The 11,819-nt window shown below is 58.4% G+C and carries 12 protein-coding genes; 7 read left to right on the top strand and 5 right to left on the bottom strand.

What is annotated here, in order from left to right:
* Positions 1-43 precede the first annotated feature (43 nt).
* Both RRU01S_RS01350 and RRU01S_RS01345 read right to left on the bottom strand, forming a co-directional pair.
* Positions 44-376 carry a HigA family addiction module antitoxin gene (locus tag RRU01S_RS01350; RefSeq protein WP_045228458.1) on the bottom strand — a complete coding sequence of 111 codons (333 nt, stop codon included), beginning with the start codon at positions 374-376 and terminating at the stop codon, positions 44-46.
* Between the two features lie 9 nt (positions 377-385).
* Entirely contained in the window at positions 386-676 is a 291-nt protein-coding gene (locus RRU01S_RS01345; RefSeq protein ID WP_045228457.1) for a type II toxin-antitoxin system RelE/ParE family toxin, read from the bottom strand.
* Between the two features lie 326 nt (positions 677-1,002).
* On the opposite strand from RRU01S_RS01345, the gene RRU01S_RS01340 reads away from it, so the two are divergent.
* The 3 genes from RRU01S_RS01340 (at position 1,003) to RRU01S_RS01330 (ending at position 5,471) form a co-directional block, all read left to right on the top strand.
* Positions 1,003-2,877, top strand: a complete 1,875-nt coding sequence (locus tag RRU01S_RS01340; RefSeq protein WP_045228456.1) for a potassium/proton antiporter — start codon at positions 1,003-1,005, stop codon at positions 2,875-2,877.
* Positions 2,878-2,952: 75 nt separating this feature from the next.
* Positions 2,953-4,155 (top strand): phosphoglycerate kinase, encoded by a 1,203-nt coding sequence (locus tag RRU01S_RS01335; protein ID WP_045228455.1) that lies wholly within the window; start codon positions 2,953-2,955, stop codon positions 4,153-4,155.
* Positions 4,156-4,445: 290 nt separating this feature from the next.
* Positions 4,446-5,471: a class I fructose-bisphosphate aldolase gene (locus tag RRU01S_RS01330; RefSeq protein ID WP_045228454.1), complete on the top strand. Its 1,026-nt coding sequence runs from the start codon at positions 4,446-4,448 to the stop codon at positions 5,469-5,471.
* A gap of 301 nt (positions 5,472-5,772) precedes the next feature.
* On the opposite strand, the gene RRU01S_RS26140 is transcribed toward RRU01S_RS01330, so the two are convergent.
* Positions 5,773-5,928, bottom strand: coding sequence for a hypothetical protein (locus RRU01S_RS26140; protein WP_164470667.1), 156 nt, complete (start codon positions 5,926-5,928; stop codon positions 5,773-5,775).
* 131 nt (positions 5,929-6,059) lie between these two features.
* On the opposite strand from RRU01S_RS26140, the gene RRU01S_RS01325 reads away from it, so the two are divergent.
* From RRU01S_RS01325 to rcdA, 3 genes are all read left to right on the top strand, one after another.
* Positions 6,060-7,334: an MFS transporter gene (locus RRU01S_RS01325; protein WP_045228453.1), complete on the top strand. Its 1,275-nt coding sequence runs from the start codon at positions 6,060-6,062 to the stop codon at positions 7,332-7,334.
* Positions 7,331-7,525, top strand: a complete 195-nt coding sequence (locus RRU01S_RS01320; protein WP_045228452.1) for a DUF1192 domain-containing protein — start codon at positions 7,331-7,333, stop codon at positions 7,523-7,525. Before RRU01S_RS01325 ends, RRU01S_RS01320 begins: the two co-directional genes overlap by 4 nt.
* A 352-nt stretch (positions 7,526-7,877) precedes the next feature.
* A complete protein-coding gene (rcdA, locus tag RRU01S_RS01315) occupies positions 7,878-8,393 on the top strand; it encodes a protease adaptor protein RcdA (protein WP_045228451.1) in 516 nt (171 codons plus the stop codon).
* Positions 8,394-8,529: 136 nt separating this feature from the next.
* On the opposite strand, the gene rpmE is transcribed toward rcdA, so the two are convergent.
* The gene (gene rpmE / locus RRU01S_RS01310) at positions 8,530-8,751 is read right to left on the bottom strand and encodes a 50S ribosomal protein L31 (protein ID WP_045228450.1); all 222 of its coding nucleotides are present in this window, start codon (positions 8,749-8,751) and stop codon (positions 8,530-8,532) included.
* Positions 8,752-9,002: 251 nt separating this feature from the next.
* On the opposite strand from rpmE, the gene RRU01S_RS01300 reads away from it, so the two are divergent.
* On the top strand, positions 9,003-10,814 hold the full coding sequence (locus RRU01S_RS01300) for an ABC transporter transmembrane domain-containing protein (RefSeq protein ID WP_045228448.1): 1,812 nt from the start codon (positions 9,003-9,005) through the stop codon (positions 10,812-10,814).
* On the opposite strand, the gene RRU01S_RS01295 is transcribed toward RRU01S_RS01300, so the two are convergent.
* Positions 10,811-11,819 (bottom strand): FAD-binding dehydrogenase (locus RRU01S_RS01295; RefSeq protein WP_045228447.1); only part of this gene is annotated, 1,009 nt, incomplete at its 5' end. The two genes, RRU01S_RS01300 and RRU01S_RS01295, sit on opposite strands and share 4 nt — an antisense overlap.

Genomic DNA, 11,819 nt, shown 5'->3' with positions numbered 1-11,819 from the left:
GCAATCCTGCCGGGTTTTGTGTTTTGGGACATCAGTTTTCAGGTCAGCCCAGCGCGGTCTGCTGATCGATTGGCTTGCCGCTGAACGGCGCGACATTGATCTCGCCTTCCCGCTTGCGCGCCTGCGCAATATCAAAGCTGTTCTGCATCCTCATCAACGTATCCATGGACACACCGAAGGCTTTCTCGATTCTCAACGCCATCTCCGAAGAGAGATGCGAGCGTTCATTCAGCAGAGCCGACAAGGCCGCTCTCGTGACACCGAGGACCTGCGCCGCAGCCGTGACAGACAGGCCTAGCGGTTCGATAATCTCGCTTTTGATGAAACCGCCGGGGTGAGCGGGGTTTTTCAGGCGGATGCCTTGCATCGCATTCATAGCCACCTCCTAGTGATAGTCTTCATAGTCGAGATCGACAATCTCGATTTCCGCTTGATCGATCCGCAGCGTGATCCGCCAGTTCTTTGTAACGAACAGGCTCCAGGTGCCCTTGCGATCACCGGTCAGCTGATGCGCCTTCCAGCTCGGAACCGTGCGTAATTCGTCTTCGCGTTCCATATCCTGAAGGAAAGAGACAATGCGAAGCAGTTTCGGCACCACGGCCGCCTGCAAGCCGGACGCGTCATCGTCCTCAATCAAACGGCGCAAACCCTTATGGATCACGTTTCGGATTTTCATGAGTTTAAAACTACCCAACAACGCGAAAAGTGTCAAGCTACACTATACACTCGATAGCCAGCTGCCGTGACGTCAAATCGATGGGCAAAAGCGTCATTTTCCTCCCCGCTCGCCTTGCTCTGGTCCATTTTGCCTCGGAAAAATCGCCTCTAGGGATTCGGTCGCGTGTGCGTTGCGCATCGTGCCCTGCCGTATCACTCGATACACCTCGCCTTGCCCTGCCCGCCGCGCGAAACCCATGCGCCGTGGCCGTCCAAAACGTGGCGCATTGACTGCTGACGTGCGGGAGCATGTGCGCCATGCGGCCTTCATGAAGGGACGTGTGCGTGGAATCGTTTTACATCTTACTGCTGGTCGCCACCGTCCTCGTTCTTGTCGCTGCCTTTTCCAGCCTCATCGCCTATCGCTTCGGCGCGCCACTGCTGCTCCTCTTTCTGATGATCGGCCTTGCCGCTGGCACCGATGGCCTCGGCATTCATTTTAGCAACAATCCGCTGGCCTATATGCTGGGCTCGCTGGTGCTGGCTGTCATCCTGTTCGATAGCGGCTTCGGCACCTCCGTCCAGTCCTTCAGGCTGGCGGCAGGGCCGTCCATTTCGCTGGCCACTGTCGGCGTGGTGCTGACCTCGATCTTTTTCGCTGGTGCCGCAGCTTTGCTGCTCGGCTTTTCCTGGCTGGAAGGCCTGCTTCTCGGCTCCATCGTCGCTTCCACCGATGCCGCGGCGGTCTTCTTCCTATTGCGCATCGGCGGCATCCATATCCGCGATCAGGTCCGCTCCACGCTCGAAGTCGAATCCGGCACCAACGATCCCATGGCCATCTTTCTCACCATTGCGCTGGTGGAGGTGGTGGCAAAGGGTCAGGGCCTCGCGGGCTTCGATACCAGCTTTCTTCTGCTGTTCGTCCAGGAAATGGGGCTCGGCGTCATCTTCGGCTTGGCTGGCGGATGGATGATTGCCAGTGTCGTCAACCGTTTTCAGGTGGACCGCGGCCTGGTGCCGATTCTCGTTCTGGCGCTGGCGCTTCTCGTCTTTTCCTTCACCGGCGCCCTGCATGGCAGCGGCTTTCTGGCGGTCTATGTGGCGGGCATCATTGCCGGCAACCGCACCGTCTTTGCCAAGGGCGCCATCCGCCGCTTCCATGAGGGCATGACATGGCTGGCGCAGATCATCATGTTCCTGATGCTCGGTCTCCTCGCCACGCCGTCGCAATTCCCCGTTATCATCATACCAGCCGTTCTGCTCGCGCTGTTCCTCATCTTCATCGCACGACCGCTCGCCGTCTGGCTCAGCCTCCTGCCATTCAACTACACCCAGCAGGAAACCACTTTCGTCGCATGGGTCGGCCTGCGCGGTGCCGTCTCCATTCTGCTCGCCATCCTTCCGGCATTGGGCGGGTTACAAGGTGCCGAAACCTATTTCAACGCGGCCTTCATCATCGTGCTCGTCTCGCTTTTGATACAGGGCTGGACCATCAAGCCCGTCGCCACCCGGCTCGGCCTCATCGTGCCACCGCGTATGGGTGATGTGGATAAGCTAGAGGTGGACCTGCCCGGCACCGCCAACCACGAACTCATCTCCTACCGCGTCGCCAAGGGCAGCGCCGTGCTTCAGGGGGAGCGTATTCCCCGCTGGGCTATGCCCTCGCTGGTGGTGCGGGACGGCAAATCCATCCGTTATCAATATGCGGGCCGCCTGCGGGAAAACGATCTGGTCTATCTCTTCGTCATGCCCAGCTATACCCGCCTTCTGGACCGTCTGTTCGCCAGCGCCAAACCGGTAACTAAAGATGACGAGGATATTTTCGGCACCTTCGCCATCTCCCCCCAGCGCCCGGCAAAAGAGCTGGATGCGTCTTACGGCCCCGGTCTGCTCTCTACACAAGAACTATCGCTGACGGTCGGCGAACTCATCCAGAGCCGCTTCGGTGGCAAGGCCGAATATGCCGATCGCGTGCGGTTGGGTTCCCTCATTCTGATCGTTCGCGATCTCGATGAAAACCACGCCATTTCCAGCGTCGGCATCTCACTGGAACCGGTGGAACCGGCAACCGAACTCCCGGTCTTCATCAACCTGAAGGAAATCATCCAGCGCAGCCGCGCAAGACGAGCAAAACGGAAGCAGGTCCGCGAGGCAACCACCTCCGGTACCAAGATACCAGCATCGACACCGGACACTTCTCTGGCAGAAAATGATGACTGAGCGACTTGCACCACCGGTCAGGCATAGTATGTTCGCCCGCAAACCCATCCCGTTCAACGACATCAGGATCGATATATGCCCGCCTTCAAGACCCTCGATCACCTCACTGACATCTCCGGAAAGCGCGTTCTCGTCCGCGTTGATCTCAACGTGCCGGTTGCCGACGGAAAGGTAACGGACAAGACCCGCATCGAGCGCGTTGCGCCCACCATTCTCGAACTGTCGAAAAAAGGCGCGAAAGTCATTCTGCTGGCCCATTTCGGCCGCCCGAAGGGTGAGCCCGTCGCCGATATGTCGCTTTCCCTCATCACCTCGTCGGTGGAAGAGATTCTGGGCCACAGCGTGCATTTCGCCTCCGAGGCCATCGGCGCGCCTGCTGCCGATGCGGTGGCAAAGATGAACAATGGCGATATCCTGCTTCTGGAAAACACCCGCTTCCACAAGGGCGAAGAGAAGAATGACGCCGCTTTCGTCGCGGAGCTTGCCAAGAACGGCGATATCTACGTCAACGATGCGTTTTCGGCTGCTCACCGCGCCCATGCCTCCACAGAAGGCCTCGCCCGCCACCTGCCCGCTTACGCCGGTCGCACCATGCAGGCGGAGCTTGAGGCATTGGAAAAAGGCCTCGGCGCACCTGCTCGCCCGGTTGTTGCCATCGTCGGCGGTGCAAAAGTCTCTTCCAAGATCGACCTGCTGATGAACCTCGTCAAGAAAGTCGATGCGCTGGTCATCGGCGGTGGCATGGCCAACACCTTCCTCGCTGCACGCGGCACCCATGTCGGCAAGTCGCTCTGTGAGCATGATCTGGCTGAAACCGCCAAGCAGATCATGATCGAAGCCGCCACCGCCGGCTGCGCCATCGTGCTGCCGGAAGACGGCGTGATCGCGCGCGAATTCAAGGCCAATGCTGAAAACGAAGTCGTCGATATCAACGAAATCCCTGACGATGCGATGGTTCTGGACGTCGGTCCGAAGTCCGTTGAAGCCATCAAGGGCTGGATTTCCCGTGCTGAAACCCTCGTCTGGAACGGACCCCTCGGCGCCTTCGAAATCGCTCCCTTCGACAAGGCAACCGTCGCCGCTGCCCAGCACGCAGCAGAATGTACGAGAAACGGCAAACTCGTCTCCGTCGCCGGTGGTGGCGATACGGTGGCCGCACTGAACCACGCAGGCGTGGCAGATGACTTTACCTACATCTCCACCGCAGGCGGCGCATTCCTGGAGTGGATGGAAGGCAAGGTCCTTCCGGGCGTCGCCATTCTGCACGAGCAGAAGTAAAAACAAACTGATCCCCCGCTCTCATTACGGGAGCGGGGGCTCTTGCTCACCATCCTCGAGCCTCTCCCTAAAATTCACTACCCTATCCACAAGTGCTACGTAGCAGATGCCAGAGACCACGCACGACGAAGCTTAGAGCTGCACTGGTTCCGCACATTTAAATATTTTAAAAGAATTCCTAAAGTTTCAAACGATTGAAATGATTTCAATCGTTTCAATGATTTAGCGCGCCATTTTCCTGCCTTGGAACTTCTGCTAACTCACATTCATTGTTCCGATGGAGATTGAAAATGACTGAGCGTCTTGAAGATATTGCAGTGAAAATGGTTGCCAATGGCAAAGGCCTGCTGGCTGCGGACGAATCCACCGGCACCATCAAGAAACGTTTCGACGGCATCAATCTGGAATCGACGGAAACAAGCCGTCGCGATTACCGCGAAATGCTGTTTCGCACAAACGACGCCATGACAAAGTGCATTTCCGGCGTGATCCTTTACGAAGAGACCCTCTTCCAGAAAGCGGCCGATGGCACGCCCTTCGTCGATATCATCAAAGCTGCGGGCGCTATCCCCGGCATCAAGGTCGATACCGGCGCCAAGCCACAGGCTTTCTTCCCTGGCGAAACCGTAACAGAAGGTCTCGATGGCCTCGCTGACCGCCTGAAAAAATATTACGACGCTGGCGCGCGTTTCGCCAAGTGGCGTGGTGTCATCAACATCGGTGATGGCCTGCCCACATGGGGCTCCATCAAGGCGGATTCGCAGGCCCTTGCCCGTTATGCCGCACTTTGCCAGCAGGCAGGCATCGTGCCCATCGTCGAGCCGGAAGTGCTGATGGACGGCGAACCCGGCACCCATAGCATCGATCGCTGTGCGGAAGTAACCGAATGGGTCCTGCGCACCGTCTTCACCGATCTCTATGACGCCCGAGTCAACCTCGAAGGCATGATCCTGAAGCCGAACATGGTCATTGATGGCAAGAACTCCCGTAAGGCATCTGTCGATGAAGTGGCCGAAAAGACGGTCAAGGTTCTGAAAGCCACAGTACCATCCGCTGTTCCGGGCGTTGCCTTCCTGTCCGGCGGTCAGTCTGCCGAAGAAGCAACCGCACATCTCTCTGCCATGAATGCTGGCTACGACCTGCCATGGGCACTCACCTTCTCCTACGGTCGCGCGCTTCAGGATACCGCGCTCAAGGCCTGGGGCGGCAAACCAGAAAACGTCGCCGCCGGCCAACGCGCCTTCCAGCACCGCGCTGAAATGAACTCGCTCGCCGCACTCGGCAACTGGAGCGATGAGCAGGAAATCGCGGCTTAACCCGTTCGCATCATCACACGCCATTCTTCACACCGCTCGCAACCCGTTGCGAGCGGTTTGTTTTTGAATTTATCCCATGTGGCGGGATGTCTCGAAAGCGAATAGTGGCACGGTTTCAGGTTGGTACATCAGCAACCCGCATCCATCATCCTGAGCCTGTCGAAGGAGAGGTGCCCCGCAGGAGCCTCGAAGGACGTGGGTTGCGGGCTTTAGGGCAGAATGCGTGGCGGATGCTTCGAGGCTTTGCCCTTTGGGCAAAGCACCTCGGCATGAGGGTCGAGAGACAGCCCCTCCCCCCCCCTCAAGGCCGCAGCAACAACACCAGCGTCCAAATCACAAACGCCGCAACCGCGATCTTCCAGCAGTCGCCGCGCTTGCGCAGTCCCGGCAGGCCGAGCGGGCGGATGATCTGGATGCACATGGCCAGAAGCAGAAAAAGCCCGATTGCCTTCGTCATCCCGAAACCTTTTGGCTTTATTGAAACAGCGTCACAGGCTGGACATTTTTAATGTTCACCAAGGACAGGCAACCTATTCGCGCGTCGTCGACCAGATCTTTATCTTGAATCGCTTAGCATGAGAGTGGCTTATGAGCAGAAACCTTCTACCCGTATTCGCTCTTTTATCCAGCACCTTGTTTCTGTTTCTGGGCAACGGCCTTCAGGGTCTTCTGCTTCCCGTTCGCGGATCGGCGGAAGGCTATTCCAACGAAGTACTGGGTTTTCTCGGCACATCATGGGCGGCTGGCTTCGTTGTTGGTTGCTTTGTTGCACCCGCCATCGTGCGGCGCGCTGGTCACATCAGGGCCTTTGGCAGCTTCGTCGCCCTCATCTGCCTCACCATCTTGCTAACCGGACTTTTCATCGATGACGTGTCATGGGTGGCGCTGCGCGCGCTGACCGGTTTCTGCACCGCAGGCACCTCGATGATCATCGAAAGCTGGCTAAACGAACGCGCCACCAATGAAAGCCGAGGCGCGATCTTTTCGCTTTACATCGCCATCACCCTGTTCGGCGTCGTGGCGGGGCAATTGGTTGTACCCTTCGGTAACGTCAACACCACAACGCTGTTCATGGTCTGCGCCATCATTTATTGCGTCGCCATTATGCCCGCCATGCTGTCGAAAGCGGAAAGTCCTCAGCCCCTGAAAAAGGTGAAACTCGATTTACCCGCGCTCTATCGAAATTCGCCCGTCTCTTTCGTCGGCATCCTGCTCATCGGCATTGCCAACGGCGCATATGGAACGCTGGGCGCAGTCTTTGGCGCGCGCGCGGGTCTTGATCCCACCACCATCGCCATCATGGTCAGTGTCACCATCTTCATTGGCGCCTTGGCGCAGTTTCCAGCCGGTAAGCTCTCCGACAGAATAGACCGTCGCTACGTGCTGGCAGGCCTGTCAGGCGTTGCAGCGCTTGCAGGCCTTGCCGTGACCCTCATCCAGCCCGGCCATGTCTATGTGCTGATCGGTATGATCGCGGTCTATGGCGCGACGGCCAATGCGCCCTATCCCATCGCCGTGGCCCATGCCAACGACTATGCCTCGTCGGAAGACTTCGTCAAAGTCTCTGGCGGTCTTTTGCTACTCTACGGCATAGGCACCATCATAGGCCCGACGCTCGGCGGCCCGATCATGACATCCTTTGGCCCTTACGCCCTCTTCTGGGTTACGGCCGCTTCGCATCTCCTCATCACCGCCTATGCCATGTTCCGCTCCAGACAGCGGGCGGCCCTTCCGACGGAAGAGAAGGACAATTTCTCGACCACGGCCATGGCCCAGATCACACCGGAAAGCGCCTCGCTCGATCCTCGCGCACCTCAATACCCGGAGGATGAGGCGGAGTTGGAAAAAGGAGCCGGAATATGAGTGTCTTTGATGATGAGCCGTTGAAACAGCAAGCCACGACTCACGTTATCGGTGGCGACCTGTCGCTGCTGTCGGTGGATGATCTGACGGCCCGTATCCACAGTCTGGAAACCGAGATCAAACGACTGGAAGTCGAGCGAGAGAAGAAGTCGGCGGGCCGCAAGGCAGCAGAGAGCCTGTTTCGATCCTGAGCATGAGCAACATTTCATTAACGTTACGCAGTGGATCAGATTTTCGTTTACCATTAACGAAAAATTAAGCTTTTTAAGTGAATATTATACATGTTCAGTTCTGCTGAACCTCAGGCAGTTTCTCCTATCGGCGATTTGGTCTGATTTTTCTCCCTGTTTTACCTTGAGAGCCGCTTTTGCGGCTCTTTTTTTGTCTCGCCTTCATATGAGCAAAACTGTGGGTATTAACCTTTCTTTAATAATCAGCTTGCGCATTTGCGTTATTGATATCATCCTGAAAATACAAAGAGGCCGGAACTATTAAGCCTCTGTCCCGTTGCCTTAGTATGGTGCGTAAGCAGGATTTGAAAAAATGTCAGAACAGGTTTTGAATACCATCAGTTTTGCTGGCCGTGCTGCGGCATCCAACCAGTTCAAGTCTCTCTACTCCGAGGGCATGACTTTGGTGGAAGAAACGGCGACTTACCTCGACGGTTCCGGACGCGCAGCCTCCAAAGTATTGCCGCGTATGGCGTCAGTTCTTTACGCAGCAGAGTCCATGCGTCTCACGACCCGCCTCATGCAGATGGCATCCTGGCTTCTTCTTCAGCGTGCTGTCAACAACGGCGAAATGAGCCGCGATCAGGTCTTGAGCGAGAAGAACAAGGTTCGCCTCGATAACTTCAACGTTGATCGTGCAGCCCCAGGCTGGAACGACCTGCCGGAATCCTTCCGTGATCTGGTCGAGCGTTCCCTGCGTCTCCAGAACCGCGTTGCCCTTCTCGACCGCGAAATCTATCGCCCGTCGGAAGCCACGAAGGTTCCAGACAACGAAAACAGCGTTCAGGCGCAGCTCAACCTGCTGCGTACGGCCTTCTCGGGCAACTGAGTTTCAGCCGACATTATGAATTGTAAAAGCAGGCTCCGGCCTGCTTTTTTGTTGTTCACATGGACGATGCGAAATGTCGAACAACAAAAAACCCCGGATCGCTCCGGGGTTTTTGAATTCGTCACAGTCAACAGGATTAGAGGCCGAGGCCGCCGAAACGCTTGTTGAACTTGGAAACGCGACCACCACGGTCCATCAGCTGCTGGTTGCCGCCCGTCCATGCTGGGTGAGACGTTGGATCGATCTCGAGGTTCATGACCTGACCCTCGGAGCCCCATGTGGAGCGTGTTTCGTATTCTGTGCCATCGGTCATGACCACTTTGATCATGTGATAGTCGGGATGAATTTCAGCCTTCATGACAATCTTCCTGCTTTAGTGACGTGCGGACCATTTGCCGCAATTGCGTCAACTGAGCCAATTCAATAATGAAGCTCGAGACCATTTGGCCATGGCTTCCCAATTCGATGCGGAGCCTATACATGAAGGTCGCCGAGATAACAAGTGCCTGCCGATGCTTGGCTTCACACTTGGCGACACAGACCGAGATGCTGACCTTGCCGCAGGCTGGTTGAAGCCACTCGCAAAGCCGGCACATGCAGGAGTAGATCGTGGCAGACATTCAGGAACCGAAAACGGCTACGCGCAAGACGCCAAAACCGCTGACCAGCCTGTTTCCCTATCTGAAGCGTTATCGCGGGCTGGTTGCCGCTGCCATCTTTGCACTGGTTCTGTCATCCGCTACCACGCTTGCTCTTCCGCTTGCCGTTCGCCGCATCATCGACCATGGTTTCGAAGGGGCCGATGGCGCGATGATCAACAGCTATTTCGCCGTGCTTCTGGCCATTGCCGTCGTACTCGCGCTCGCCAGCGCCATGCGCTACTATTACGTCATGACCATCGGGGAACGGGTGGTCGCCGATCTGCGCCGCGATGTGTTCGCGCATCTGACTTCGCTGTCGCAGGCCTTTTTTGACGTCAACCATTCCGGCGAACTGGCCTCGCGGCTGACCGCCGACACCGTGCAGATCCGCTCTGCCTTCGGCTCGTCCGCATCGCAGGCGCTGCGCAACATCCTGCTCTGTCTGGGTGGGGTGGTGATGATGGTTTACACCAGCCCCAGCCTCTCAGGCCTTGCTCTGCTGGCCATCCCTCTCATCGTCTTCCCGCTGATCGCGTTTGGTCGTTCCGTTCGCTCGCGCTCCAGAACGACGCAGGATACGCTGGCGACCTCGTCCGCCTTCGCGGCCGAGACCATATCCGCCAGCCGCACCATTCAGTCCTTCAATGCCGAAACCCTGGCCAATACCCGCTACAATGACGCCGTCGAGAAGGCCTATCATGGCGCCCGTGCTGCCATCAGTGCCCGTGCCGTTCTGACGGCTGTCGCCATCAGCTTCGTTTTCGGCAGCGTCGTTGCCATTCTGTGGTACGGCGCGCATGGCGTTCTGATCGGCACCATTTCGGCTGGAACGCTCAGCCAGTTCGTTCTCTACTCCGTCATCGCCGCAAGCTCGCTTGGCCAGCTCTCGGAAGTCTGGGGCGAGCTGTCGCAGGCGGGAGGCGCTGCAGAGCGCCTGTCGGAACTTTTGCAGGAAAAGTCTCCCGTCACGAACCCGGAAACGCCGGTTCCCCTACCCGTCCCGGCGCGCGGCGAAGCGAGCTTTGAAAACGTCGCCTTCCATTACCCGCAAGGTGCGGGCAGACCTGTCATCACCGACCTGTCTTTCACCGTTGCAGCCGGTGAAACCGTTGCCATCGTGGGCCCATCGGGTGCTGGCAAAAGCACGGTCTTTTCGCTGCTGATGCGGTTTTACGATCCGCAATCCGGGCGTATTACCATCGATGGCACCGATATCCGCGCCGTCACCCTGGAAGCGCTGCGCTCGCGGCTGGCGATCGTGCCGCAGGATGTGGCGATCTTTGCCGCCTCCATCCATGACAATATCGCCTTCGGCAAACCGAATGCTAGCAGAGACGAGGTGCGCACCGCCGCCATCGCCGCGCAGGCCGATGGCTTCATTGCCAATCTCGATGACGGCTACGACACCATCGCCGGCGAGCGCGGCGTGACGCTCTCCGGTGGCCAGCGCCAGCGCATCGCCATTGCCCGCGCCATCCTTCGCGATGCGCCCATCCTGCTTCTCGATGAGGCGACCTCGGCGCTGGATGCCGAAAGCGAGACGCTGGTGCAAAAGGCGCTGGACCAGTTGATTGCAAAGCGCACCACCATCGTCATCGCCCACCGCCTCGCCACGGTGTTGAAGGCCGACCGCATTCTGGTGATGGATGAAGGCCGCATCATCGAGGAAGGCACGCATCAAAGCCTTATCCGCCAGGGCGGGCTCTATGCGAAACTGGCCCGCCTCCAGTTCGAAACGGACGGCAGAGACGAGGTCGTGACGCTGGCGAAGTCCAGCTAGGCGACCACGCTGCTGCCCGCGACACGGCCTGAAAACAGGCAGCCGCCGAGGAAGGTGCCTTCCAGCGCGTTGTAGCCATGCATGCCGCCACCGCCAAAGCCTGCGACCTCGCCTGCGGCATAAAGCCCTGGCACCGGCACGCCGCCACCATCCAGCACGCGACCGTTGAGATCGGTGTGCAGACCACCCAGCGTCTTGCGGGTGAGAATGTGCAGCCGCACGGCAATCAGCGGCCCGGCGGCGGGGTCAAGCAGGCGATGCGGCTTGGCGGTGCGCATCAGCTTGTCGCCGAGATAATTGCGCGCACCGCGGATGGCGGTGATCTGCGCATCCTTGCTGAAACCATTGGTCAGTTCGCGGTCTCGCGCCTCGATCTGGGTGCGGATATGCCCGACATCCAGCTCGGCGTCGCCGGTGATCGCATTCATCGCCTCGACCAAATCTTCCAGCGTATCGGCCACGGCGAAATCTTCGCCGCGCTCCATGAACGCTTTCACCGGCCCTGGCGGCTCCTTGCCCAGACGCTTGAGCAGCAGGCGGATGTTCTTGTCCGTCAGATCGGGGTTCTGCTCCGAGCCCGACAGCGCAAACTCCTTCTTGATGATCGCCTTGGTCAAAATGAACCAGCTGTAATCGCTGTTCCTCTCGCGCAGGATTTTCAGCGTGCCGAGCGTATCGAAGCCCGGCATGGCGGGCGCTGGCAGACGATCGCCGCGCGCATCGCACCAGAAGGATGATGGGCCGGGCAGGATGCGAATGCCATGGTTCGGCCAGATCGGATCATGGTTCTTCACGCCTTCGGTATAATGCCACATGCGGTCGCGGTTGATGACCGCACCACCCGCCGCCTCGGTAATACCGATCATCCGGCCATCCACATGGGCGGGCACGCCGCTGACCATCTCCGCAGGCGGCTGCCCCAACCGCTCCACCGGCCAGTTCTGCCGCACCAGAGCATGATTGCCGCCAATGCCGCCTGACGTGACGACCACAGCCGACGCCTCG

It is taken from the genome of Agrobacterium rubi TR3 = NBRC 13261 (assembly GCF_000739935.1).
Lineage (GTDB): Bacteria > Pseudomonadota > Alphaproteobacteria > Rhizobiales > Rhizobiaceae > Agrobacterium > Agrobacterium rubi.
The sequence above is the reverse complement of the archived record's forward strand: the minus strand, read 5'-3'. Positions and strand labels throughout refer to the sequence as shown.